Here is a 25,538-nt window from a genome sequence, read left to right as displayed (position 1 = left end):
CAATGAAATTAAATGAGAGATCTATATCATTTCTCAATATTAATGGTTTCCAGTAAATTTTTCAATGAGGCAGAAACATGGCTGTGCATATCAGCGCGTGCCAAAGAAAATGCAACGTTGGCTTCAATGAAACCAGCTTTAGAACCGCAATCAAAAGTGCGCCCTTCTACTTGCAAACCCCAAAAATCTTGCTCATTTGAAAGCCGTATCATAGCATCTGTTAATTGAATTTCATTTCCTGTTCCTCGTTCTTGAGTGGAAAGAATATTAAAAATTTCTGGCTGCAAAATATAACGTCCATTGATGTACAAATTTGATGGTGCCGTTCCTAACACTGGTTTCTCTACCATTTTTGTGATTTTAAAACCATTTGCAATCTGTTTACCTTTGCCAACTATACCGTATTTATGTGCTTCTTCAAGATCGCATTCCTGAACAGCAATAATATTTCCCCCACCCACCTTTTCATAAAGACTAATCATCTCAGAAAGACATCCCTTTTTGGCTTGAATCAGCATATCGGGTAATAACAAAGCAAAAGGTTCCCCTGCAACTAATTCACGTGCACACCAAAGAGCATGCCCTAATCCCAAAGGTTGCTGTTGCCGAGTAAAAGAAGTTGACCCTGGTAATGGCTGTAAACGGTATAAATGTGCAAGATCTTCTTTCTTTCCACATTCAGCCAGTGTCGTGTATAATTCAACTTGCGCATCAAAATAATCCTCAATGACTGCTTTGTTACGTCCAGTCACAAAAATAAAATGCTCAATACCAGCCTCCCTCGCCTCATCCACAACATATTGAATAACAGGTTTATCAACAACTGTTAGCATTTCCTTAGGAATTGTTTTTGTCGCAGGAAGAAAACGCGTACCAAGACCTGCTACTGGAAATACAGCTTTCCGGATTTTACGCACACTCACCCTCCTCGATGAATTCATATATTTTTTATTTTATTTAACATATGTTTTTACGAAATGGTAAAAAAGATATCTTATTGTTTTGATTATCATTATAATGGACAATCAAAAATGTAAAAGAGAATATGAGAATTTATTGCAAGTATTAAAACGAATTATTTATTTCAGTTTTCTCCTCTTCTTGATCATATTATCGATTAAACTAAATACAAAATAAAGTTATTGCAATAAAGTTATTGCACATCTAATAAATTGAATATTAATGGGGATTTCAAAATGCAAAAAACAGAATTGAAGACTTTCTCTTTTTTAGAGAAGTTAATAACTTGGAGAATTCTTCTCACTGGCTCTGCCGTTATTTTTTCTGCTTTTTTAATGTTTTTTGTATCCCTTTCATATGCGGATAGCGGATTTAAACACTGGATTAAAGAATTTAAAAAAATAGCTATTGCTCACAATATTACCTCTTCTACGTTTCATATGGCATTTAAAGGTGTTAATGCTATTGATCCAAAAGTTCTAAAAAGCGCCGCATACCAACCGGAATTTGTTGCTCCTTCATGGAACTATTTCGATAATCGTGTCCATGATATTGCAATTGTAGAAGGACGGCGCCAAACTCAAAAATGGAACAAATGGCTTCTTCAAATTGAAAAACGTTTTGGTGTTGACCGCAATATTCTGCTTGCTATTTGGTCAATGGAAAGCAACTATGGGAAAGTTTTAGCCAATAAAAGTGTAATGCGTGATACCATTCGCTCTCTTGCAACTCTAGCTTATGCTGATAAAAAACGTGCAAAATATGCATATACACAACTGATTGCTGCTATGAAAATTCTACAAAGTGGCGAAATTAAACGCTCTCAACTCACTGGATCTTGGGCTGGTGCATTGGGGCATACACAATTTATTCCAAGCAGTTATCTCGCCTATGCAGTTGATATGGACCAAGATGGACGGCGTGATATCTGGAACTCTGTTCCAGATGCTCTGGCTACTGCTGCTAACCTTCTCCACAAAAATGGCTGGCAACCTAATCTTATTTGGGGAGTAGAGGTAAAAGTGCCGCAGGGGAAAAACCTTCCTGTAGGGTGGTATTCCTTTGAACAATGGAAAAAATTAGGTGTAAAACACGCAAATGGGCATCCTCTTCCTACATTAACTGAACAAGCAATATTAAAATATCCAGATGGAGCAAAAGGACCTATATTTTTAGTCACAAAAAACTTCTTTGTTCTGAAACATTATAATAATGCAGATCGTTATGCGTTTGCTGTTGCTCTTCTTGCTGATCGCATCGCTGGGTATCCTGGATTGGTGCATGATTGGCAAAGACCTTTTCGACCTCTTACTTTCCAAGAATGCAAAGAACTGCAATCTCGCTTAATAGCACTGGGCTATTATAAAGGGAATATTGATGGAAAAATCGGAACAGCCTCTCGCAAAGCAATTAAAGCCTTTCAACTACGTCACGGTCTAAAAGCAAATGGATATCCATCATCTCAAGTGCTTTTTCTCCTTCGCAAACAATAATGGAGACTTGGGTTTTGTCTTCTGTTCGCCTGATATACTTGATATTATTGCTATTTTCACTTTCCATTGTGGGGATCATACAGCCATCCCCAAGTAAAGCAACGAACTTCTTCAAATGGTTATCACAACATAACAAACAGACGCAACAACCACCGCAAATTATCGAACAAAAAATAGACAAGCCGCAAAAAAAGATCGTAACCCCAAAAAACATACAAAAGCTAAAAAATGAGAATGCAAAGCGCATTCTTGTCATAGGGGATTTTACAGCTTCTGCTGTTGCCGATGCACTTAAGAAGTTTTTTATAAATAATAGCGATATCGTTATCATGAACAACACAATGCCAGCTTCCGGTTTAGTTCGAACGGATTATTATTCTTGGCAAAGCAATATTTCTAAACTCATTGATCAAAATAACCCCGATGTTATTATCATGATGATCGGTGCAAATGATAATCAACCAATCACAGACCCTTATAGCACAATTAACACAGATCAATCAGAATGGATGCACATCTACAAACAAAGAATTATCGAAATTGCTGAAAGTCTTCATGCCTCTAGAAAATCATGGATATGGATAAGTCAACCTGCCTTTAGAAATGACCTTTTGACACAAAAAATGAAAATTTTTAATGCGCTCTATAAACAAGAAACAGAAAAAGCAGGAGGATATTTCCTCGATATCTGGAGCGGCTTTAGTGATGAAGAAGGAAATTTTTCTTTTTCAGGCTATGATATTAATGGAAAAATAACCAAATTACGCACCAATAATGGCATGCATTTCACCTCTGAAGGAAAGAAAAAACTTGCCTCTTATTTAGAAAAACCATTGAAAAATATTTTAAATTTTTATGCCTTTTCTCATGAAAATCCTTACTCAACCGATCAAGCTATTCAAAAACTTATACAAGAATCAGAGAATAAAGAGCGGAGTAATATTATGCGTCAGCCTCCAATGAGCCTCGATGATATGGCACAACAAAACACTCACCTTTTAGGCAAAAGAAAGTCAAGTTTTATAAAAAAATCATGGTTTCCACCAAATGGGCATCAAAAAGATCGAGCTGATAATTTTTCTTTCCCATAATGTCTCTTTAAAATACAAAATCTAATTTCCTCCATAAACAAGCGAATAAGATAAAAAACTCTGTTTACAGAGCTATAATGAAGAGAAAATTTGCATAAATCACAACTGCATTTTTCGAATAATATGAAAACGGCATGGTATTAACCATACCGTTATATCTTATAGTCCACGTTTGTTAATCATTGCCTCTGGTAAAGGCATCCGTCCCCGAAAAGCTTTATAAAGCTCCTCTGGATCACGACTTCCTCCAGCAGAGTAAATAAAACGTTTCAACTTATCAGCAAGCTCTGAATTAAAAACATCTCCCGTTTCTTCAAAAGCCTGAAAAGCATCAGCATCAAGGACTTCCGACCACATATAAGAATAGTAACCAGCGGCGTAACCATCACCTGAAAATATATGCGTAAAATGTGGAGGACGATGGCGCATAATAATTGTATCAGGCATTTGCAGCTTTTCTAATTCTTGGCGTTCAAACACTGTTGGATCAGTTACCTTTTGTCCTTTATGAAAAGCCATATCTACAAGAGCTGATGAAGTAAATTCAACTGCAGCAAAGCCAGCATTAAATGTCTGTGCTGACAAAACCTTATCCATTAATGCTTGCGGCATAGGATGTCCTGTTTTTGCATGCGTAGCATAAGTTTGTAAAATCTCTGGTACAGTTAACCAGTGTTCGTAAAGTTGAGAAGGCAGCTCAACAAAATCACGCGAAACCGATGTTCCCGATACAGATGGCCATGTAACATCAGAAAGCAAACCATGCAATGCGTGCCCAAATTCGTGGAAAAGCGTACGCGCATCATCAAGTGATAAAAGAGCAACCTCCCCTTTGGATGGTTTAGCAAAATTACAAACATTGTAGATAATAGGCTTTTGTCCGCCATCCAATTTATATTGTGATTGCAAACTACTCATCCACGCACCGGACCGTTTTGAAGAACGTGCAAAATAATCACCAATGAAATGCCCAAGCAGACTTCCATCAAACTTTTTTACTTCCCACAAACGTGCATCAGGATGCCAAAGTGCAACAGCGTTTTTTTCTTCAAATGTAATGCCAAAGAGTTTTTCTGCTACCCCAAAAGCCGCTTTAATCATACGATCAAGCTGAAAATAATATTTAATCTCAGCGCTATCGAAAGAAAGTTTTTCAGTACGAAGTTTTTCAGCATAATAACGCCAATCCCAAGCAGCTAAAGATTCATTGCTGCCCTGATTGTTGGCAAAATTTTGTAATTCAATTTGCTCAGTAGAAGCCTTCGCTCTTGCGCGCTCCCATACAGGCATAAGTAAATCCATAACGGAATCAACACTTTTAGCCATGGTATTATCGAGTTTCAAATCTGCGAAAGATTTATATCCTAATAATTTAGCCTGCTCATCTCTAAGCTCAACAATCTCTACAATAATTGTTTTATTATCATTCTTGTTATTATTTTCACCACGTTTAGCCCAAGCTTGGAATGCAACCTCACGCAAATCACGACGATCAGAGAATTTTAAAAAAGGTTCAACAATCGAACGTGCTAGTGTTAATGCATACGCTTCTTCATTACCTCTTTCACACGCAATTTCCTTCATTGAATCAATGAGATCTTGCGGTAAACCAGATAAGTCGGTTTGTTTTAAAAACAGAATCCATTCAGCTTCATCATTTAAAACATTTTGTCCAAAAGTAGCATTTAAAAAAGCAAGTCTTTCATTAATTTCCAAAAGCCGTTTCTTAGCATTTTCATCGAGTTTTGCCCCATGACAAACGAACTTTTTCCACCATAATTCAAGAACACGTGTTGTTTCACTCTCAAATATACCCAGCTGCGACTGTTTATAAAGCACATCTATTTTCGCAAATATCCGTGCATCCATCATCATTTTTGAAGAATAACGAGAAAGCTTTACAACAAACTCTTGCTCTAGCTTTTGAATTAATACATTCGTATGAGCACTGGTGCGCAAGAAAAATATTGAACAGACACGATCAAGCGCTTTGCCACAAAGCTCAAAAGGCTGCAAAAAATTCTCAAGCGTTGGTGGTTCTTGCACCATCGCAATCGCCTCTAGTTCTTCTTCGGTTTCTTTAAGTGCCTGTTCAAAAGCGGGTTTAAAATCTTCATCACTGATAGAAGAAAAATCAGGAAGACCTGAAAATCCCTTCCAGTCCAGCACTGCTGCTTTTGTCATAATACTTTATGTCTCCATTATAAATTTAAGCTGTAATAATTATCTTTACGACACAAATTGATAATATACTAAAACTATTTTGTGAGTTTCAAAACGACCTTTCCAAACGCTATTGAATAAAAAACCTAGAAATCGTAAAATTCTTTCATTTCAAAACATATTATATTGGAGAAATAAAGATTATTCGCTCACACTTCACAATAGAATTGCATATTAAAAAAACACTTGAAGAAAGGCATAATCTCCACTCTTCACAAAATATTGCTGTAGATTCTTTTGAAAATCACAAAACTACATTAAAGAAATGATGGTAAAAATCAGAACTGATTTTTACATTTATGCTTTTATATTATCCTCAAATTAAGCTGTATTCTCGTTTTAGCGATTCAGAAACTTGTTTATAACTTATAATTCACCCTTGACTTTACTCAAAATATTAACAATTGGGAATATAGCTGGGGAGTTTTTTTAAATCTTCCATAAACTTTTTGTTATTATCTCATCTATTATCTAGATTTACAACTCTCCAACTCTTCAGGAGGTACTTTATCATGACTGAAATCAAAACGACCTTCGACTTCAAAAATTTTTCTCCTGAAGCTCTCGCTGAAAAGTTAAAAAATCAGCATTTTGCAGACTCTATTGATATCATCAATGACCTCGATATCATGGAACGTGTAACCATTCTTAGTCTTCTGCCTCTTGATTATGTTATCGAACTTTTTGATAAACCAGAGCTTGAACAACCTGCTTCCATCCTAGAACTTCTCCCTATAAATCGTGCTGTTGAAATTCTTGATGGCATGTCTGCCGATGCTGCTGCAGACGTCTTTCAAGAAATGGATAAAGAAACCCGCACACGACTTTATGCCTTGCTTAAGCCCTTAACGCGCGCTGAACTTAAAAAACTCACCAGTTATCCTGATCATACAGCAGGGGCACTGATGACAACAGAATTTATAGCCGTTCCTTCAAACTGGACTATACAAAAAACTTTGGATCACATTCGTGAGGTCGAGCGAACACGTGAAACCGTTTATACCAGCTATGTAATTGACCCTAAAACAGGTATTCTTCTCAAAGCTGTTTCACTGCGTAACCTTATTCTTGCCTCACCTGATGAACAAATTCTTAATGTCCCTACCCATGACTCGCCCATTACAATATCGCCCTTCACACATCATGAAGATATCGCACGCCTTTTCCAGCGCCATGATCTTCTCTCTGTGCCTGTAGTTGATGAAAGTAACCATGTCATTGGCATTGTAACCGTCGATGACGTGCTTGATACTATGGTTGATGAGATGAATGAAGATGCCTATAAATTTGGGGGTATGGAAGCGCTTAATAAGCCCTATATGCAAATTAAGTTCCCTGAAATGATGAAAAAACGTGGCGGATGGCTCGCTTTACTCTTTGTCGGTGAAATGCTGACAGCAAGTGCTATGCAACATTTCGAAACAGAACTCGAAAAAGCGATTATTCTTACACTGTTCATACCTCTCATTATGAGCTCAGGAGGAAATTCCGGCTCACAGGCTACATCCCTTATTATCCGTGCATTGGCTTTACGTGAACTCACGTTGAAAGACTGGTGGAAAGTGTTCATTCGTGAAATTCCAACAGGACTATCTCTTGGTCTCTTACTTGGAATTATTGGCATTACGCGCATTGCTCTCTGGCAAAAATTCGGTATCTACGACTATGGGCAACATTGGATTGCTGTTTCGACAACAGTAGGTACAGCTTTAGTCGGAATCGTTACCTTTGGTTCTCTTTCTGGATCTATGCTGCCTTTTATTCTTAAAGGCTTAAAGTTTGATCCAGCAAGTGCTTCTGCTCCTTTTGTGGCAACTTTAGTAGATGTCATGGGCATTATAATCTATTTTTCTGTAGCTTCCATCATTTTGTCAGGAACTCTTCTTTAAACATGTAAAGTAAAAACTCTTTCTTCTGGAAAGACTTTGTCATGTAACCTAAGATCTTTCCAGAAGAGAATAAGCTCCATTAATTTATTTTCTAGCGCACCGCTCCATAGACAATTTATTATTTTTATTGAATAACAGCTCCGAATATCGTAAATTTGCCTCATCATAAAGCTTTTCATATTAAATGAATTAAAGTTATCTTCTTGCTTGTCACAAACGGGATTGGTGTATAGCTAAAAACTATTCAAGAAAAAATAAATACTTCTTATATCCTCTCTCTCTCTCGTATCAAAAACTGTTGCAATATTGATAGCTGAGAAAGAATAATAATGATATGCACAATAGGCTTTATATTTCTTCACAACGGTGTTGATAGTATACTATTCGCGTATATTATATCATTTATGATCCCTATCATGAAATGGATGTAGTATACGTTCAAAAATCTCTCTTAAGTACATAAATATGCAACAACAGGTCTATTCTGTTTAAAGCGTTCTGTTTAGCATGAAAAGCATACTCCTATTAGAGAATGCGATTAACAAAAGTGTGAGGCAATGCACTATCCTCATGGTTTATATTGCTTAGATGCTTTTGAAAGCATAAATTTGGCTTAACGGCAAAGATAAGAATTTTCTTTTGATGCCTTCATATTCTTTCTAAATAAGACTGTATTCCGGTTTCATAAATAAAACAGATATAACTCTTGCCCCAATCTGGCATACAAAATCTAAAATCTTATAAAATGCTTAATCGTCTCAATATTTACCTCAAATACACGCTAGCATTAAATCTGGATTTTGATTGACAAGTTATAGAATAAGAAAAAGCTTTGTTAGAATAAAAATATCGTACAGTCGTCAATAAATTGGCTATGGATTAAGAGATATTCCGGATTTTTATCAGCCTCTTTGCAAAACAACAATAATAATACAGCTAGCTTTATACTTATTTATTCTTACAAGCGTTCATATAAATTCCTTACATCATATTGATAAAAATCAAATTGACGGTGATTTTTATGGACAATTCTTAGCTCGAGAATAGAACATACGTACTATAAAAGAAGCTCCAGCAATTGAAGCTTAATAGAGCCTTAAAGACTTGGATGAATAGTTTTACCATAAAAATATTACCTCCATCTTCCAAAATTATAAAAAAACATGTAAAAGGTTTTATAATAGTCAGGCAAGGAATGTAAAGACTTTGCCTCAAATGAAATTTCATTAAACGAAAAGAAGAAAATTTATGCAATTGCGTAACATTGCCATCATTGCCCACGTTGACCATGGGAAAACAACGCTTGTAGACGGGCTTCTCAAGCAATCAGGAAACTTCCGTGATAATCAGCGTACAAGCGAACGTATGATGGATTCAAACGATATTGAAAAAGAACGTGGAATTACAATCCTAGCGAAAGTGACATCTGTTGTTTGGAAAGATACTCGAATTAATATTGTTGATACACCAGGACATGCCGACTTTGGTGGAGAAGTTGAACGCATTCTAAATATGGTTGATGGAGCCATTGTACTTGTTGATGCTGCTGAAGGACCAATGCCACAAACAAAATTTGTCGTTGGCAAAGCATTGAAAGTGGGGTTGCGCCCTATTGTTGCTATTAATAAAATTGACCGGCCTGATGCACGCGTTGATGAAGTCATTAATGAGGTTTTTGACCTTTTCGCTGCTCTTGATGCAACCGATGAACAGCTTGATTTTCCTATTCTTTATGGATCTGGACGCGATGGATGGATGGCTGAAGCCCCCGAGGGACCAAAAGATCAGGGATTAGGTCCTTTATTTGATCTTGTGACGCAGCATGTCCCTTCTCCTAGTGTAGCAGAAGGACCGTTTCGCATGATTGGAACTATTCTTGAAGCGGATCCGTTTTTGGGACGAATTATTACAGGGCGGATTCATTCTGGCTCTCTAAAACCCAACCAAAATGTCAAGGTTCTTGGACAAGATGGAAAACTTTTAGAAACTGGGCGTATTTCAAAGATTTTAGCATTTCGTGGCTTAGAACGGCAACCTATTGAAGAAGGAAGTGCTGGTGATATTGTTGCGATTGCAGGTCTACAAAAAGGTACCGTTGCTGATACTTTCTGTGATCCTACTGTTAATGAACCCCTTACTGCCCAACCAATTGATCCTCCTACTGTTACTATGAGTTTTCTCGTCAACGATAGTCCCCTTGCTGGAACTGAAGGCGATAAAGTAACAAGTCGTGTCATTCGTGACAGATTGTTAAAAGAGGCAGAAGGCAACGTCGCTCTTAAAATTGAAGAATCAGCCGATAAAGATTCTTTCTACGTTTCAGGACGAGGAGAATTACAGCTTGCAGTTCTCATTGAAAATATGCGCCGTGAAGGATTTGAGCTTAGTGTTTCACGCCCACGTGTTGTTATGCAAAAAGATGAAAATGGAATAACTCTTGAACCAGTTGAAGAAGTTGTTATCGATGTTGATGAAGAATATTCCGGTACTGTTGTACAAAAAATGTCGGAACGTAAGGGCGAAATGGTGGAATTACGCCCTTCTGGGGGAAATCGTGTCCGACTTGTTTTTTATGCGCCAACCAGAGGACTCATTGGTTATCAATCTGAACTTTTAACGGACACACGTGGTACAGCAATTATGAATCGCCTTTTCCATGCTTATGAACCTTATAAAGGAGACATTGCTGGTCGTGTTAATGGTGTTATGATTTCAAATGACAATGGTGAATCTGTCGCTTATGCTCTTTTTAATCTTGAAGATCGTGGACCTATGATCATCGATGCGGGTGTGAAAGTCTATCAAGGTATGATTATTGGCATCCACTCACGAGATAATGACTTAGAAGTTAATGTGTTAAAAGGAAAAAAACTCACCAATATGCGCGCTTCCGGAAAAGATGAAGCCGTAAAGCTAACGCCTCCCATTAAAATGACATTAGAACGTGCCTTATCGTGGATACAAGATGATGAGCTTGTGGAAGTAACCCCTAAAAATATTCGTCTCCGCAAACTCTATCTTGATCCTAATGAACGTAAACGTTTTGAAAAAACACGTGCATCAATTTTAAGCTAATTTCATAATCTCTTTGGTAAAATATTTAATTGTATTGAGCCTCACTATATCCCAGAAAGGATGTCTCTATGAATATTAAAGAAATACCCGTAGGCAAGAATCCACCAGAAGATATTAACGTTATTGTGGAAGTCTCTCTTGGTGGTCAACCAATAAAATATGAAATGGATAAAAAGTCGGGCGCATTATTTGTTGACCGTTTTCTTCATACATCAATGGTTTATCCTGGAAATTACGGTTTTGTCCCTCATACGCTTTCAGATGATGGTGATCCTATTGATGTCCTTATCTGTAATACCCGTCCACTTATCCCTGGTTGTGTTATCAATGTTCGCCCCATAGGAGCTCTGATGATGGAAGATGATGGTGGTAAAGATGAAAAAATTATTGCCATTCCCACTCCAAAATTAACAAAACGCTATATCAATATTCATGACTATACAGATCTGCCCGAGATTACACTCAAACAAATTGAACATTTCTTCAAGCATTACAAAGATCTGGAACCTGGGAAATGGGCCAAAATTGAAGGATGGCGTGATAAAAACTTTGCTTATGAATTAATTAAGCAGGCTGTTGAGCGCAATAAAAAAATATAACGATTTTAATAAAATAAAGCCTGTTTTTTTAATAAGCTTTATTATTTATTTTTTCTACGAGATACAATCTCTAAAGGATTGCCATATCTGCTTTAGCTCTTCTAAATGTGTTGAAAAGTAAAGTTGTTTGTATCGAGATATTGTGCCGTTTTTCAGAGAAATAGAAGAAGATGGTATTCTCCACTGCTTCGCAAGAAATTTAATGAGAGCTTTATTCGCTTTTCCATCTTCAGGAACAGCACGAAGGCGTATAACCAGATATTGTTTTTCACCATCCCTACATTCAACCCCTATTATTTTGTCAACGGATGATTTGGGAATGAGATATACAAACAAAATCAAGTTATTTTTATCAACTTGATAAAACATGTATTCGCCTCAAGTAATATTTCTATAAATACATGTTTGCGTAAACGCGCCACATGAAAGTACGAATAAAATAAATAATAATAAACACTACAATAGGTGAAATATCAATTGTTCCAAAATTTGGTAAAATTTGCCGGACACGGCTTAGAACAGGATTTGTAAGACGATTTAGAAAGCTTCCTATCAAAATAACAAAGCGATTGCGCGAATTTATGATATTAAAGACATAAAGCCAAGAAAAAATGACACTAGCGATTAAAATATCAATATAAATATCAAAAATCAAATCAATCGTTCGAAGCAATGCATAAATCATGCGTCATCCCTTTCAATCAAGGAAACAGAAGAGCGTATAGAAAACCTTCATTAAAGTAGGTTTGTGTACCAAAAAATGGTTTTATACTTCAATACTCTTTTTTCTTGAATAAAAACCAGACATCTAAATTCTTCATCTCTCTATTTAATGACGATGCAGCTAGAAAACAAATATCAAAATTAAAAATAGTACATGAAAATAGAAGAAACAGCAAAAAATTTGAATATCCCTTATAGGATTAATCTTAAATCTCATCGTTTTAATTATTAATATATAAAAAACAAACTAACTAAAAACGGCCTTTTAAAGGCCGCTTTTATTTTATTTTTAAAATTATTTCTGCAAAGCAGTCAAACGGTTAAGAGCACTGCTAAAACCATTGAGCTGAACAAATAAATCATTTAAAGCTGGTTCACCTGTAGCAGCAATTGTCATTGCCAACTTTAACTGTTTTCCAGAACGTAAAGCTGCTACGTGATTTTTGTCAAAAACGACAGGAACCATGCAACCTGCTGGTACACAAGTCCGAATACCAGTTTCGATAACAGCTTTTCCCTCATCAACTTGTAAACGAACAGGCTTAGAAACCAAAATACCAAAAGGAACTGTTAAATTACCAGATACAACACCCTCAGCATTGAGAATAAGGCTCATAGCCACAACAACACGCCCCTGCTCATTCACTTCTTGACGGTGCATAAAACAAATTCTTTTCCCTTCTTGTATACCACAGTTAATAGTCCACAAACCGTAGGTTTCAGTCAAAGAAGAAGCTCCATTTGGCAATGTCGCTGCCGCATCTTTTGATGCAGGAGGCTTTGAATTTGTTGCAAATGCAACGGATGAAATACTCAAGAGAGTAAAAACTATAAGTAAATTAAATAATTTTTTCATTTTATATTCCTGTTCTTTACATAAAAGAGAAACATGTTTATTGTTTATAAATAATATAAAGCGTCTTAATAAAAAAAGCTTTCTTATAATCATATAGCTTTTATAATGGTCTAAGGCTACCTCGAAATTCGCTGACAACTTTCATATAGACATGCTTTTTAAAAGAAACAGCGATCAACGGAAGGGTTTCTAGATCAATCCATTTCCATTGATCAAATTCCGCTTTATTACCATCTGGTGGCGGATTAATCGCAATTTCAGAAAGCTTTCCCGTAAACTGGAAAGCAAACCACTTTTGTATTTGCCCACGATATTTATTGCTTAATGTGCATCCAATAAGTTCTTGTGGAAAATCATAGTGGAACCAATTTTGTGCTTCTTTAATCAACTTTACAGATCGAATACCCGTTTCTTCATAAAGTTCACGATATGCTGCATCTAATGGTTTTTCATCTTCGTCAATCCCTCCTTGAGGAAGCTGCCAACAATGAGATATGTCAATATTTGCATGAATGGGCGTCATTAAACGGCGCCCAACCCAAACTTTCCCCTCATGATTAAAGACAACAATCCCAACACATTTGCGATATGGAAGAATCTTCAAATTAATACCTGCATCCATTTAATATTCCTCAAAATCGCAAGCTATAGATATCATTTCTCACTTTAACACATCCTTATTGGGATCTGGTGGAAATGCTGCATTTGCCATTTCACCTCGTAACAGTTTATAGGCCTCATTCAATTGAATATCATCTTTAGGATCTTTCGGAACAAAAGCAGCTGAACCAGATCCTTTATTACTCTCTCGTTTTCCTTTGATATGTCCTTTTAATGCAGACTCACCAACTTTTACATCATAACCCTTATATTTTTCAGGGAGTGGTTGCTCTACAATAATATCAGGCGTGATCCCTGTTCCTTGAATAGAAGTACCAGATGGCGTGTAATAAAGTGCTGTTGTCAAGCGTAAAGCTCCATTTTCACCCAAAGGAATAATTGTTTGAACAGATCCTTTACCAAAAGACTGCGTCCCTAAAATTGTTGCACGACGATGATCTTGTAATGCACCCGCAACAATTTCAGAAGCACTTGCCGAACCACCATTAATAAGGACAATGAGCGGTTTTCCATTGATAACATCACCTGGCTTCGCATCAAATCTTGTCACATCACTCTTTTTGCGCCCACGAGTCGACACAATTTCACCTTTATTGAGAAAAGCACTCGAAACATTAACAGCTTGATCTAAAAGCCCACCAGGATTAAGCCGCAAATCGAGGACGTAACCTTTTAGCTTATCTTCAGGAATTTTAGATTGGATATCTTTAATTGCTGCCAGAAGATTACCCAATGTCTGCTCAGAAAACTGGATAACTCTTAAATATCCAATGTCACCCTCAACCCTATATTTCACCGCTTTTACCTTGATAATATCACGAACAATCTTCACTTCAAATGGCTTATCAACGCCAGAACGAATAATTGTTAAGGTAATGGGTGTTCCAGGAGCACCTCGCATCTTATTAACAGCTTCATTCAATGTTTGACCATTCGTTTGTACATCATCAATTTTTGAAATAAGGTCTCCTGCTAAAATACCTGCTTTTGAAGCGGGAGTATCATCCATTGGTGAAACAACTTTAATTAAGTTTTTTTCCATAGTGACCTCAATACCAAGACCTCCGAACTCTCCTTTCGTAGAATCCCGCATATCCTTGGCTTCTTCAGCATTCAAATAAGATGAATGAGGGTCCAGTGATGTGAGCATGCCATTGATAGCATTTTCAATAAGCTTTTTATCATCTGGAACTGTAACGTATTGCATACGCACGCGCTCAAAAACATCGCCAAATATAGCTAGCTTTTTATATGCATTATCTTCATTATTCGCAGCAACAGACTGCACCATAATCATTGAACAGGCGCCGAGCAATACCCCAGCGACCAAAAGAATAACTTTACGAATCATTTTGGCTCCTTCTTATTTTTTCAGTCTGCCACCAAGGAGTTGGATTTACAGGTTTTCCCTGCTTTCTAAACTCAATGTAAAGCATTGGAGAAGTTTTTCCTATATCCAATGCAACACTGTTTGAAATAAATTGCATCTCCATTATACCCAGAGGCTCACCTGAAAGAACAAACTGCCCCTGTTTTACATTAATTCTCGACATTCCAGTAAGAATGATATGATAACCATTTCCAACATTGAGAATAATTAACTGTCCGTAAGAACGAAATGGCCCAGCAAAAGCAACAAAAGCATCCACAGGCGATATAACAACAGCTCCTGCCTCTGTTTCTATCGTTTCACCAAAGCGCGTAATCTGCGAACTTTTGTTAGAGTGATGTATTCTTTTTCCTGAAACAGGAAAAAGTAATGAACCTTTTCGGCTTTCAAAATTGGACTGTTCTAATAATTGCAAACTTTTCCGTACCTTTACTGATGCGTCAGAGCTAAGTTTTGACTGACGGTCGAGCTCTAAAATCAATTCTTCCAAAGACTGCGCTTTTTTAGCAAGAGTAATATTTTTTTGTTGCTGTTCTGTAAGTTCTTTTTCTGATTTTTTTTGTAGTTTGTTTTTTTTGTCTAATAAAAGCTCTAGACGTTTTCGCTGCTCTGCTTGATTTTGCAGTTTTGTCTTTAATGCCGTATATTCCGTAGTAATGGAATTACTCAAATTGGTCAACTCCTTGAGTTTCTGTGTTAAATCTCGTGTTTTCTCTTGCATCTGAGGAATAACAGTACCTAATAAAACAGAACTACGTATAGAAGCCAACGCATCCTCTGGCTGTATCATAAGAGCAGGAGGCGGATTCAATCCCATACGTTCCAAAATTGCAAGAACTTCCGCAAATTCAGCGCGACGATTTTTTAAACTTTGATAGACTTGTACCCGCTTTTCTATCATTTTTTTAAGCTTTTCTTCCCTTTTAGCAATATCATCTGCTACTGTACGTTCTTCTTTAGCCGCCTTTATAAGTGCATCACTCAAAACACGTTGATCTTTTTTTAAATGCTCAACTTGATGCGTAAGAAAAGCAACACGCTCACGCGAAAGTGAAATATTTTGGCGAATTTCTCCCAATTCTTTATGTGCTTCTGTACTCCTCATTGTATCTTCCGCATGCGATACAGAAAAGCAAAAAAACATACTCAAGAGCAGAATGACAAATATCACGCATTCCCCATATAAATATAGCATCTTTCTATGTAGAAGCTTTTTCATTTGCCCAACCACAACACCTCATCGTATACATTAGAGATGCTTTAAATGGTGTCAGCTAAAACAATATTAATAAATATATAAATAAGTGCTAAAAATTGCACAAAAATATTAAAAACGATGATACGGATGATTATTTTCAATTGTCACAGCCCGGTAAAGTTGTTCTGTAAGAAGAATACGTGCAATTTGATGTGGCCACGTCATCAAACCAAAAGATAAAAGCAAATCAGCATGCTTCCTTATTTGTTCATTATGCCCATCAGGTCCTCCCAAAGCAATGACGACATCTCGAATGCCTTCATCACGATAACACCTCAATTTTTCAGAAAAAGAAGTTGAAGAAATCGATTCTCCACGCTCGTCTAACACAATTAATCGACATTTTTCAGGTAAAAATTCAATAAGTCTTCTCCCCTCTTCCTCCATACGTTGACACGCTGTTTGAGCACGACTTTCTGGTATCTCTTGTAACTTTTTTAAATGAAAGCCTACAACTCCAGAAATTTTAGAAAAACGATCCAAATAATGCTGAACTAATTTTTGCTCCGCCCCACTTTTCATACGGCCAACCGCAAAAATAGAAATTTGCATTTTAATGATCTCCGAAGAGAAGCAAAGCTGTATCGTTTAAATCCGGAGTGATCCATATTTTTTCTAAATTATAAAAAAGGCGAATTTCTGGACGAAAAAGATGAATGATAATGTCACCTATATCAATCAATACCCAATCACCTCCAGCAAGCCCTTCTACGCGCGCAAGCCCCTGCCCATTATCTTTCCAAGTATGTAATAAATGATCAGCAACAGAAGATACATGACGCTGCGAATTTGCTGAAGCTATGACCATATAATCAGCCAAAGATGACTTCCCTCGAATATCAATAGCAACAATATCTTCTGCTTTTGTATCTTCTAAACTCTTGAGAATAACTTCAAGACTCTCACTAACAGAAAAAACTTTTTTTTCTTTTGAAGGCATACTATTGTAAGAGTGTTTATGTGCAATGTTTTTCAGATCAATATCCTTTCTTATCGTTGTGGAATCTAAAAAAGAGATTTCTCTAAAGAGAAGCAGAATCTTATGAAATGTTCAAGAAAAATCATTCTTTTTCAAACGCAGATTTGTTGAAGATTGAAAAGATAAAGGTCCATGCAAATAAGTCCAAACTGGTGGCTTGATAAAAGGTAATCGCTTACTTTCTCTCTCATCCAAACGAAAACGACGATAAATATGTGCCATAGGAGAAAAAAGTGCCGACCGATTGCCTAAAGGACGATCAATAATCGCAATAGGAAGCATAGAGACGATATCATGCCATCGATACCAATGATGTATCGTCGTAAAACTATCTGCCCCCATAATCCATACAAAATTTACGCCACTGTAATGGGTAAGAATATGAAAAATTGTATCTACTGATACTTTGCTCCCTATAGCCTGTTCAAAACCTGTTAAGCGAATTTTCGGATGGTCAATAAGTTTAAAACTTAATTGCATTCTCTCCTCTAAAGAGAGCAACTGTGTACAATCCTTTAAAGGATTTCCTGGAGTGATCATCCACCATAACTGATCAAGATGCAAACGCCGAATGGCAATTTTTGCAACAAGAAGATGCCCTACATGCGGTGGATTAAAGGACCCCCCAAAAAGACCCACAACATTGGATCTTTCAACATGTGGCATACAATTTTTCCATGGAAAAAATGGTGTTCTCAAGCTCTAACCTGACCATTTCCTTTAACATGATATTGAAATGAAGTTAGCTGTTCAACACCTATCGGGCCACGTGCATGCATTTTTCCTGTTGCGATACCAATTTCCATTCCAAAACCAAATTCACCTCCATCAGCAAATTGTGTGGACGCATTGTGCAGCAAAATAGCTGAATCTAAATGATTAAAAAAATTCTTCACTACTTTCAAATCCTCAGCAATAATCGATTCCGTATGTCCTGATGAATAACGCTTGATATGAGAAATGGCTCCCTCAACACCCTCAACCGTTTTAACAGAAAGAATAGCATCAAGATATTCATGCGACCAATCTTCTTCAGAAGCTAATTTGACATCTGACATAAGAAAAACAATATCTTCTGTGGCACGAATTTCACACCCCTTCTCCTGTAAAGCAGTTAAAACAGGAAGAAACTTTTTTAATGCCTGGCTGTCAATGAGAACTGTCTCAACAGCACCGCATATCCCTGTCCGCCGCAACTTTGCATTTAAAACAATATTGCGTGCCATAGCTAAATCTGCCGATTTATCAATATAAATATGACAAAGTCCCTCCAAATGAGCAAAAATTGGAACACGTGCATCAGACTGAACGCGGGCAACAAGGCTCTTTCCACCACGTGGTACGATCACATCAATCGCTCCATCCAATCCTTTGAGCATTTCCCCAACGGCAGCGCGATCTGTCGTTCCAACCATTTGAATAGCATCTTTGGGTAAACCAGAGCGTTCTAAACCTTGTACCAAAGCTCCATAAAGAGCATGAGAAGAATGAAAGCTATCCGAACCACCGCGCAAAATCACAGCATTGCCTGCTTTTAAGCACAAAGAACTTGCATCAACTGTAACATTTGGACGACTTTCATAAATAATACCAATCACACCAAGAGGTGTTCGTACACGACTTATATGAAGCCCATTTGGACGTTTCCACGCACTCATGACCTGTCCAACAGGATCAGATAAACGAGCAACTTGGCGAACACTGTCTATCATTGTACGTAAACGCAAGTCATCCAATTTTAGCCGATCAATCATTGCTGCTTTCAAATTATTCTGAGCAGCATTCTCTAAATCTTGACAATTCGCTCGTAAAATTTTATCTGACTGAGCCTCTAGACTTAAAGCGATCATTTCCAATGCATTGTTCTTTTGCTCAGAAGAAGCAACAGCCAATGCTGCAGCGGCATAACGTGCTTTTTGTCCCATATCTTTCATTTGTTCTTCTAAAGTCATCGTATTATCCACTCTGCCAAAACAATAAAAACAAAAGTAACTTTTTTAAACAGAATTGGTCAAGAAACGTAGAATCATATCATTACGATGCACCATAGCAGAGCGCGCCTCATACCCAAGAATAGATTCAATTTCTTCGCTTTTACGTCCTATAATGCGTACAGCCTCATCTTTGCCATAGCTTACAAGTCCACGTGCAATCTCAACCCCATTTGTATCAACAATTGCAACCGTATCCCCACGATGGAAATTTCCCTCAACAGCAATAACCCCTGCAGCTAATAATGATTTTCCTGACTCAAGAGCCTTAATGGCTCCTTGATCAATCGTCAAAACACCAGATGGATCTAAATGACCAGAAATCCATGTTTTCCAAGCACTAACAGATTTCTCACCAGCCGCAAAAAAACTCTTGCGTTCACCTTTGTCAATTGCAGCAAGGGGATTCATACGCTTGCCTGAGGTGATAATCATCGCCGTTCCAGCAGCATTAGCTATCTTTCCAGCATCAAGCTTGGTCTTCATTCCTCCCCGTGAAAACTCTGAAACAGCAACATCTGCCATTTTTTCGATATCATGCGTAATGGATGCAACAAAAGGTATAAATTCAGCCGTTGGATCACTATGGGGAGACTTTGTATAAAGACCATCAATATCAGATAAAAGTATTAAAAGATCTGCCCCCATCATTGTTGCCACACGTGCAGCTAAACGATCATTATCACCATAACGAATTTCATTTGTCGCAACAGTATCATTCTCATTAATAACAGGTACCGCTCTAAAACGTAAAAGCACATTAATCGTCGCACGTGCATTAAGATAACGCCTTCGCTCTTCCGTATCAAATAAAGTGAGCAAAATTTGTCCTGTTTTGAGCCCATATTGAGCAAGGGCATCACTATAGGTTTTCGCTAACTCAATTTGCCCCAAAGCAGCACATGCCTGACTTTCTTCCAATTTCAAAGCCCCTTTAGGAAGATGTAGCAATGTCCTTCCTAAAGCAATAGCGCCTGAAGACACCAACAATATCTCTACGCCTTTTTTGTGCAATTCAACAACATCACTGATCAAGCTTTTAAGCCATTCAACCCGTAAACCTGTCTGAGGATCAACCAAAAGGGCAGATCCAATCTTGACCACAATACGTTTATAGTGTGTAAGTTTTTGCGATCCAACAGCCATCTCAATCAACCTTGCTATCCACACTGATCTCCTCTTTGCGTGACATTTCAATAATATGTGCACCAGCACGCAGCACATTTTCTAAACCTTCGCGGCTAACCGCAGAAAACATCATAACAGGTTGATCCGCTGCTCTTTGCAAAGCTTCCTGTTTCGTTTTACGCTCTTCAATTGTCAGAGTATCTATCTGGCTTAAAGCGACAATTTCAGTCTTATCACTTAGATTATTTCCATATGCCTCAAGTTCATGACGCACAATTTGATATGCTTTTGCTACATCTTCTTCTTGAGAAGAAATCAGATGAAGAAGTACGTGACAACGTTCCACATGTCCTAAAAAACGATCTCCAATTCCCACACCTTCATGCGCTCCTTCAATTAATCCTGGAATATCAGCCAAAACAAATTCACGATCATCAATACGTACAACACCAAGATGAGGATGTAGAGTGGTAAAAGGATAATCTGCAACTTTTGGTTTTGCAGCCGTTACAGAAGCTAAAAAAGTTGATTTTCCAGCATTGGGTAAACCAACAAGCCCAGCGTCAGCAATTAACTTCAAGCGAAGCCATACTGCGCGCTCTTCTCCAGCCAAACCTGGATTTGCACGACGCGGTGCTCGATTTGTCGATGTTGTAAAATGAAGATTACCAAAACCGCCATTCCCTCCTTTTGCAAGACGATAGCGCTGTCCTACTTCCGTTAAATCACAGATTAACGTTGTGTTATCTTCTTCAAAAATTTGCGTCCCAACCGGAACTTTAAGGATGACATCATCACCCTTTTCACCCGTCATATTACGACCCTTGCCATGCCCCCCTGTTTTTGCTTTAAAATGCTGTTGGTAGCGATAATCAATCAGCGTGTTAAGCCCATCAACAACAAGAGCCCAAACATCACCACCCCGTCCTCCATTCCCCCCATCAGGTCCCCCAAATTCTATGAATTTTTCGCGACGAAATGATACTGCTCCAGAACCTCCATTACCAGAACGAATATAAACTTTAGCTTGATCAAGAAATTTCATTAGAAGCACTCACTGAGGAATCAATCTCTCTACCTCTATAGGCAATACATTAGTTTTACCAGTTTTTCATCATTGATAACAGAAAAACTGTCAATATCGCCGATAACTCTTTGAGAAAAAAATCATCACATCTAAATAGATTAAGTAAAGTTAAGTCTTCTTAAAAGAAGGCGCTATTCTTGTATTTTTGTTTTTCCCTTAAATTCAAGTGCTAGAAGATAAAGTTCTACTGACTCTGATCGGCTTGCGGGTGGTTTAACATGATAGACTTTTTTAAAATGCTGTTTTAGTATCGTGAGAAGAGTTTTTTCTGCTCCTCCTTGAAAAGCCTTTGCTAAAAAATGTCCCCCAGGCTTAAGAACCGAAAGAGCAAAATCAGCCGCAACTTCACATAAATAAATCGTTCTTAAATGATCTGTCTGACGATGGCCTGTTGTTGGCGCTGCCATATCAGAAAGAACCACATCCGGTTTTGTCCCTAAAGTTTCAATTAATTTCTGTGGTGCATCTGTATGCAAAAAATCCATTTCTAACATGGCAACTCTAGGCAATGGATCAACATGTAAATAATCAATACCAACAACGCTAGGATCTTCATCGCTTGACCCTACTATACGCTCCGCCACCTGACACCAGCCCCCAGGTGCTGCTCCTAGATCAATAACCTTTTGACCTTTTTTCAAAAACTTATAACGCTCATTAATTTCAATGAGTTTATAAGCCGCGCGAGAACGATAACCATCTACTTTTGATTGATGGACATAAGGATCATTCAGATGCCTCTCTAACCATCGTCGTGATGAAGCTTTAATGGTTCCTGCTTTCTTTTTTACGCGCTGATATAATTCATGTGACCCTGAACCTCCGTAGCCACCCCTCGGTGTTTTTATTGTTTTTTTCATCGTTATTCATTGTCTCCATATTTAATTCTCTAACGCTTGAAATCTCTGCTCTTTCTATGACGACACCATACCCCATCGCGTAACATCAGCTCTATCAAGATTCCTTCCCTTAATCCACGATCAGCAACTCTTAAACGCTGACTTGGCCAAACTTCCCGAATAACATCTAAAATTGCACAACCAGCTAAAACTAAATCTGCTCTCTCGCGCCCAATAAAAGGACTTATGACACGTTTTTCTATATCCCATGATAATAAGCGTTGTGTCATAAGAGTAATGTCTGCATCATTCATCCAAGTGCCATCCACTTTTTTCCTATCATAACGCTCTAAATTAAGATACATTCCTGCTAAAGTCGTAACCGTACCGGAGGTTCCCAAAAGATGAAACTTCGAACCTTGCGCTAACTCTCCTAATTTATGACGATCTGAAAATTTATTTAATAACCCTCGCACATAGCTTTTCATTTTTTCAAAATCGTCTAAGCTAATATTCTTCCCTCCAAAACGTTCAGCAAGCGTAACAACACCAACAGGAAGAGAAGTCCAAGCGATAATTTGTCTAGCTAAACGAAAAGAACGCTTTTGAGAAACATCAAGTAGCACAATTTCTGATGATCCTCCTCCAATATCAAAAAGTACAATTGCGTCAGTATTTGGTTCAACAAGTGTACTACACCCTGTAACAGCAAAACGCGCTTCTGTTTGCCGATCAACAATTTCCAATTCAAGACCTGTCTCCTCCAAAACACGCTGAATAAAATGTCTACCATTTTCTGCAGAACGACAAGCTTCTGTTGCAATCAAGCGATAACGCTTAATATGCCTTTGTTTTAGCTTTAAATAACAAATCTTTAATGCTTCAATCGCACGATCCATAGCTCGTGTATTAAGAAAACCGTTATTTATTAAACCTTCTCCCAATCGTACAATACGAGAAAAAGCATCAACAACACGAAAATATCCAGGTTTACTAGGAGATGCGATAAGAAGACGACAATTATTCGTTCCGAGGTCAAGTGCCGCATAAAGAGGTGGAGATTTTACTGGAGGGAACCGTCGAAGAAAAGGCGCTTTGAGTTTTTTTGTTTTTTGAGCACCTATCATTATCTGATTATGAAACTCAAAAGCTGTCTCAGATTGAACAAAAAACTGTTTCTGTTCATAATGTTTTTTTCTCTGTTGTCTCTTTATATCAACAAAGACAGAGTACGCCTCTGTTCGTGACAATGCGGAACGATTATTTGTATTACTACTGCACTGATCATACAACTGATCTGCTTTGGTATCGTATATTTCTCCTCGCTTTAACTCTTTTGAACCATAATTTAACGGGGTCATTTCTCTTATCCCTTGAGCGTTTCCCCCAATAAATAAACGCGAAAACTCTTCTGTTCATTCCTAAATAAAGCAACAATGCAGCATCAAATGATAAATACAAAAAATCATTCTTTCTTTACCTATCATTAAAATTTTCCACGCTAGCATCATTCATATTTTTGATAATCTTTTGGTTGTTTCCGTGAAATCATGCTTCCCTTTATGAACTTAAAACTATAAATTAATCGTTTACGTTCGCATCAATTTTTATAAATTTTGCTCTTTTCTTTATACCATTTACACGGAGCACACCTTTATTGTAACAAACCTACATTATCATACTATTTGCTGACTCTTAAGGTCACAACAACCTATACATTAGTAAGGTTTATAAAAAATTTTTTCTTTTTTTTCAATCTCGTTATCCACACACAAGCCTCGTTTGTTGTATGCAATGAAGTGGCTTTGATTATGCTGGAATAAAAGTTCTGTAGTACTACAAAATGCAATTACTATAGCTGTTATTTTGTGAATACCAATAAAAACTGTCGTTCAAAAAACTCTCTAGGATTATAAATTTATCTGAAAAATATTAATGCTTAATCAGACCGCTCTGAAAATCCATTTTAAGCTTTAAAAAAGAATTGAGCCTACTTATTATTGTAAGGAAGCCATCTTTTTAATTATTTTAAATCGAATATTTCTAATCTTTTTTACTTTTAATAACTAACGAAATCATTCTTTAAGCTTTATGGAAAATACTAACTTGATTTTCTATTACATATAAAGAACTTATTGTGACTTTACATTCATAAAACTCTCACTCTTTCCAATAAATCACCTCGATATCATATTATATAAAAATTCTTACTTATTTGACCTTATAATTTACACTCAAAAATATAATACAACGATTTATGAAAAAATGACTCTTGTTAAAAATACTCGATGGATTCTAAGGACGTAAAGAATTAAGTGCCGCATTTAACCCTTTAAATGGTACAGTAAAAGAAAATACCTTTCCTTCTTTAATTTTATAGGAAATACGTACTTTATTGTCCTGCTCTATTTGTTTAGTCAAAACCGGCCCTACAGGCGACTGGGCCAAACAAACGGTTTCATTGCATTGCGTATAATGAATAAGAACAGGTTTTTTAACACCTTTTACAAACATTTGAATCGGAACATTTATATCAGAATTTGGCAATGTTCGAAAAAGCATCACTGCTTGACCACTTGTCGTAGACACAAGAGACCAACTAAAAATGGTATTTCCTTCTTGATCATGAACAGTCTGTGTCACATTACATATACCTTGCTTATGTTTAAGCTTTTGTTTTTCGTCACAAATCAAAGTCCAATCATAAAACTGCATAATAATTCGACGTGTTTCACCAGGTTCTCCTTTAGGTATCGATAAGTGCGGTGGATGCACTGTATAAATATTATTGTTCTCGCTAGCAAAGCTTTCGCTCTTGCCTATTAAGGCAAGAGCGAACAGAACCGTTACTAACATACTTCTCTTTTTTACAATAACAGCCATTTTTTCTATTATCATCTCAACCTCAGAGTAATTCCAGCACCTATCCCCCAGTGACCTCCAGCACTCGTAATAGATACATTCGAGCGAATATTTCCATCTTCAGATGTATAACCAGCTCCAATAGCAAACGCGGATTGACTGCGCCACAAACCACTACCAAATGAAACACTTAAAGATCCTGGTATGTCATAGTAACGTAAGTTAGACACCGCTAAACCAATCGCCGCTGCTTGTCTTGCTTCCTTGCGAACATCCTCAACAGCATAATTTAACATCTCAAACTTCATATCCGTATAGGATTTCGCCTCGTTAACGCCATTATTGACAAAACTATTGACTTGATCATCCGTATATTTCTTCGCATCTTCAAGAACCGTCTTCATCTGCTGTTCTGTGTAATCATGTAACTGACCTCCATTAACAGCTTCTTTCGAATCCTTTTCAATCTTTCCA

The 25,538-nt window shown here is 37.3% G+C and carries 23 protein-coding genes; 5 read left to right on the top strand and 18 right to left on the bottom strand.

Annotated elements, in window-relative coordinates; translation table 11 throughout:
- Positions 1 to 26 precede the first annotated feature (26 nt).
- Complete coding sequence (locus ACFIKO_RS02125; protein WP_375619497.1) at positions 27 to 917, bottom strand: UTP--glucose-1-phosphate uridylyltransferase; 891 nt, start codon at positions 915 to 917, stop codon at positions 27 to 29.
- A gap of 279 nt (positions 918 to 1,196) precedes the next feature.
- On the opposite strand from ACFIKO_RS02125, the gene ACFIKO_RS02120 reads away from it, so the two are divergent.
- Both ACFIKO_RS02120 and ACFIKO_RS02115 read left to right on the top strand, forming a co-directional pair.
- Entirely contained in the window at positions 1,197 to 2,453 is a 1,257-nt protein-coding gene (locus ACFIKO_RS02120; protein WP_375673167.1) for a lytic murein transglycosylase, read from the top strand.
- Between the two features lie 14 nt (positions 2,454 to 2,467).
- On the top strand, positions 2,468 to 3,544 hold the full coding sequence (locus tag ACFIKO_RS02115; RefSeq protein ID WP_375673166.1) for an SGNH family hydrolase: 1,077 nt from the start codon (positions 2,468 to 2,470) through the stop codon (positions 3,542 to 3,544).
- Between the two features lie 159 nt (positions 3,545 to 3,703).
- Here the strand turns inward: ACFIKO_RS02115 and ACFIKO_RS02110 are convergent, their stop codons facing one another.
- Positions 3,704 to 5,728 carry a M3 family metallopeptidase gene (locus tag ACFIKO_RS02110; protein ID WP_375673165.1) on the bottom strand — a complete coding sequence of 675 codons (2,025 nt, stop codon included), beginning with the start codon at positions 5,726 to 5,728 and terminating at the stop codon, positions 3,704 to 3,706.
- 551 nt (positions 5,729 to 6,279) lie between these two features.
- On the opposite strand from ACFIKO_RS02110, the gene mgtE reads away from it, so the two are divergent.
- The 3 genes from mgtE to ppa all read left to right on the top strand — a co-directional run bounded on the left by mgtE (position 6,280) and on the right by ppa (position 11,330).
- Complete coding sequence (gene mgtE / locus ACFIKO_RS02105) at positions 6,280 to 7,656, top strand: magnesium transporter (RefSeq protein WP_375619493.1); 1,377 nt, start codon at positions 6,280 to 6,282, stop codon at positions 7,654 to 7,656.
- Positions 7,657 to 8,904: 1,248 nt separating this feature from the next.
- A complete protein-coding gene (gene typA / locus ACFIKO_RS02100; RefSeq protein ID WP_375619492.1) occupies positions 8,905 to 10,731 on the top strand; it encodes a translational GTPase TypA in 1,827 nt (608 codons plus the stop codon).
- A gap of 68 nt (positions 10,732 to 10,799) precedes the next feature.
- Positions 10,800 to 11,330 carry an inorganic diphosphatase gene (gene ppa, locus ACFIKO_RS02095; protein ID WP_375619491.1) on the top strand — a complete coding sequence of 177 codons (531 nt, stop codon included), beginning with the start codon at positions 10,800 to 10,802 and terminating at the stop codon, positions 11,328 to 11,330.
- 54 nt (positions 11,331 to 11,384) lie between these two features.
- On the opposite strand, the gene ACFIKO_RS02090 is transcribed toward ppa, so the two are convergent.
- The 16 genes from ACFIKO_RS02090 to ACFIKO_RS02015 all read right to left on the bottom strand — a co-directional run.
- Positions 11,385 to 11,699 (bottom strand): DUF167 domain-containing protein, encoded by a 315-nt coding sequence (locus ACFIKO_RS02090; protein WP_375619490.1) that lies wholly within the window; start codon positions 11,697 to 11,699, stop codon positions 11,385 to 11,387.
- 22 nt (positions 11,700 to 11,721) lie between these two features.
- Positions 11,722 to 12,015, bottom strand: coding sequence for a YggT family protein (locus ACFIKO_RS02085; RefSeq protein ID WP_375619489.1), 294 nt, complete (start codon positions 12,013 to 12,015; stop codon positions 11,722 to 11,724).
- A gap of 333 nt (positions 12,016 to 12,348) precedes the next feature.
- On the bottom strand, positions 12,349 to 12,909 hold the full coding sequence (locus ACFIKO_RS02080) for an invasion associated locus B family protein (protein WP_375619488.1): 561 nt from the start codon (positions 12,907 to 12,909) through the stop codon (positions 12,349 to 12,351).
- Positions 12,910 to 13,009: 100 nt separating this feature from the next.
- The gene (locus ACFIKO_RS02075) at positions 13,010 to 13,531 is read right to left on the bottom strand and encodes an RNA pyrophosphohydrolase (RefSeq protein WP_375619487.1); all 522 of its coding nucleotides are present in this window, start codon (positions 13,529 to 13,531) and stop codon (positions 13,010 to 13,012) included.
- A gap of 39 nt (positions 13,532 to 13,570) precedes the next feature.
- Positions 13,571 to 14,881 carry a S41 family peptidase gene (locus ACFIKO_RS02070; RefSeq protein ID WP_375619486.1) on the bottom strand — a complete coding sequence of 437 codons (1,311 nt, stop codon included), beginning with the start codon at positions 14,879 to 14,881 and terminating at the stop codon, positions 13,571 to 13,573.
- On the bottom strand, positions 14,871 to 16,151 hold the full coding sequence (locus ACFIKO_RS02065; protein ID WP_375673164.1) for a murein hydrolase activator EnvC family protein: 1,281 nt from the start codon (positions 16,149 to 16,151) through the stop codon (positions 14,871 to 14,873). Before ACFIKO_RS02065 ends, ACFIKO_RS02070 begins: the two co-directional genes overlap by 11 nt.
- Before the next feature lie 96 nt (positions 16,152 to 16,247).
- Positions 16,248 to 16,730 carry a 23S rRNA (pseudouridine(1915)-N(3))-methyltransferase RlmH gene (gene rlmH, locus ACFIKO_RS02060; RefSeq protein WP_375619484.1) on the bottom strand — a complete coding sequence of 161 codons (483 nt, stop codon included), beginning with the start codon at positions 16,728 to 16,730 and terminating at the stop codon, positions 16,248 to 16,250.
- Between the two features lies 1 nt (position 16,731).
- Positions 16,732 to 17,118 carry a ribosome silencing factor gene (gene rsfS, locus ACFIKO_RS02055; protein ID WP_375619483.1) on the bottom strand — a complete coding sequence of 129 codons (387 nt, stop codon included), beginning with the start codon at positions 17,116 to 17,118 and terminating at the stop codon, positions 16,732 to 16,734.
- Between the two features lie 111 nt (positions 17,119 to 17,229).
- Positions 17,230 to 17,823, bottom strand: coding sequence for a nicotinate-nucleotide adenylyltransferase (locus ACFIKO_RS02050; protein ID WP_375619482.1), 594 nt, complete (start codon positions 17,821 to 17,823; stop codon positions 17,230 to 17,232).
- A gap of 29 nt (positions 17,824 to 17,852) precedes the next feature.
- Complete coding sequence (locus ACFIKO_RS02045) at positions 17,853 to 19,109, bottom strand: glutamate-5-semialdehyde dehydrogenase (protein ID WP_375619481.1); 1,257 nt, start codon at positions 19,107 to 19,109, stop codon at positions 17,853 to 17,855.
- A gap of 45 nt (positions 19,110 to 19,154) precedes the next feature.
- Positions 19,155 to 20,294: a glutamate 5-kinase gene (gene proB / locus ACFIKO_RS02040; protein ID WP_375619480.1), complete on the bottom strand. Its 1,140-nt coding sequence runs from the start codon at positions 20,292 to 20,294 to the stop codon at positions 19,155 to 19,157.
- Between the two features lies 1 nt (position 20,295).
- Complete coding sequence (gene obgE / locus ACFIKO_RS02035; RefSeq protein WP_375619479.1) at positions 20,296 to 21,321, bottom strand: GTPase ObgE; 1,026 nt, start codon at positions 21,319 to 21,321, stop codon at positions 20,296 to 20,298.
- Positions 21,322 to 21,494: 173 nt separating this feature from the next.
- Positions 21,495 to 22,223, bottom strand: coding sequence for an RlmE family RNA methyltransferase (locus ACFIKO_RS02030; protein WP_375619478.1), 729 nt, complete (start codon positions 22,221 to 22,223; stop codon positions 21,495 to 21,497).
- 29 nt (positions 22,224 to 22,252) lie between these two features.
- Entirely contained in the window at positions 22,253 to 23,563 is a 1,311-nt protein-coding gene (locus ACFIKO_RS02025) for a Ppx/GppA phosphatase family protein (protein WP_375619477.1), read from the bottom strand.
- A gap of 934 nt (positions 23,564 to 24,497) precedes the next feature.
- Positions 24,498 to 25,100, bottom strand: coding sequence for an invasion associated locus B family protein (locus ACFIKO_RS02020; RefSeq protein WP_375619476.1), 603 nt, complete (start codon positions 25,098 to 25,100; stop codon positions 24,498 to 24,500).
- A partial coding sequence (locus tag ACFIKO_RS02015; RefSeq protein WP_375673163.1) for a YadA-like family protein occupies positions 25,097 to 25,538 on the bottom strand: 442 nt, incomplete at its 5' end. The genes ACFIKO_RS02020 and ACFIKO_RS02015, both read right to left, overlap by 4 nt.

It is taken from the genome of Bartonella sp. TS82HLJMH, from assembly GCF_042193495.1.
Lineage (GTDB): Bacteria > Pseudomonadota > Alphaproteobacteria > Rhizobiales > Rhizobiaceae > Bartonella > Bartonella grahamii.
This window is presented reverse-complemented; position numbering and strand designations above follow the sequence as displayed.

Coding starts and splice junctions, on each gene's coding strand:
- ACFIKO_RS02120 (WP_375673167.1), top strand. CDS start 1,197: ATGCAAAAAACAGAATTGAAGACTTTCTCTTTTTTAGAGAAGTTAATA.
- ACFIKO_RS02110 (WP_375673165.1), bottom strand. CDS start 5,728: ATGACAAAAGCAGCAGTGCTGGACTGGAAGGGATTTTCAGGTCTTCCT.
- mgtE (WP_375619493.1), top strand. CDS start 6,280: ATGACTGAAATCAAAACGACCTTCGACTTCAAAAATTTTTCTCCTGAA.
- typA (WP_375619492.1), top strand. CDS start 8,905: ATGCAATTGCGTAACATTGCCATCATTGCCCACGTTGACCATGGGAAA.
- ppa (WP_375619491.1), top strand. CDS start 10,800: ATGAATATTAAAGAAATACCCGTAGGCAAGAATCCACCAGAAGATATT.
- ACFIKO_RS02090 (WP_375619490.1), bottom strand. CDS start 11,699: ATGTTTTATCAAGTTGATAAAAATAACTTGATTTTGTTTGTATATCTC.
- ACFIKO_RS02085 (WP_375619489.1), bottom strand. CDS start 12,015: ATGATTTATGCATTGCTTCGAACGATTGATTTGATTTTTGATATTTAT.
- ACFIKO_RS02080 (WP_375619488.1), bottom strand. CDS start 12,909: ATGAAAAAATTATTTAATTTACTTATAGTTTTTACTCTCTTGAGTATT.
- ACFIKO_RS02075 (WP_375619487.1), bottom strand. CDS start 13,531: ATGGATGCAGGTATTAATTTGAAGATTCTTCCATATCGCAAATGTGTT.
- ACFIKO_RS02070 (WP_375619486.1), bottom strand. CDS start 14,881: ATGATTCGTAAAGTTATTCTTTTGGTCGCTGGGGTATTGCTCGGCGCC.
- rlmH (WP_375619484.1), bottom strand. CDS start 16,730: ATGCAAATTTCTATTTTTGCGGTTGGCCGTATGAAAAGTGGGGCGGAG.
- rsfS (WP_375619483.1), bottom strand. CDS start 17,118: ATGCCTTCAAAAGAAAAAAAAGTTTTTTCTGTTAGTGAGAGTCTTGAA.
- ACFIKO_RS02050 (WP_375619482.1), bottom strand. CDS start 17,823: ATGCCACATGTTGAAAGATCCAATGTTGTGGGTCTTTTTGGGGGGTCC.
- ACFIKO_RS02045 (WP_375619481.1), bottom strand. CDS start 19,109: ATGACTTTAGAAGAACAAATGAAAGATATGGGACAAAAAGCACGTTAT.
- proB (WP_375619480.1), bottom strand. CDS start 20,294: ATGGCTGTTGGATCGCAAAAACTTACACACTATAAACGTATTGTGGTC.
- obgE (WP_375619479.1), bottom strand. CDS start 21,321: ATGAAATTTCTTGATCAAGCTAAAGTTTATATTCGTTCTGGTAATGGA.
- ACFIKO_RS02030 (WP_375619478.1), bottom strand. CDS start 22,223: ATGAAAAAAACAATAAAAACACCGAGGGGTGGCTACGGAGGTTCAGGG.
- ACFIKO_RS02025 (WP_375619477.1), bottom strand. CDS start 23,563: ATGACCCCGTTAAATTATGGTTCAAAAGAGTTAAAGCGAGGAGAAATA.
- ACFIKO_RS02020 (WP_375619476.1), bottom strand. CDS start 25,100: ATGATAATAGAAAAAATGGCTGTTATTGTAAAAAAGAGAAGTATGTTA.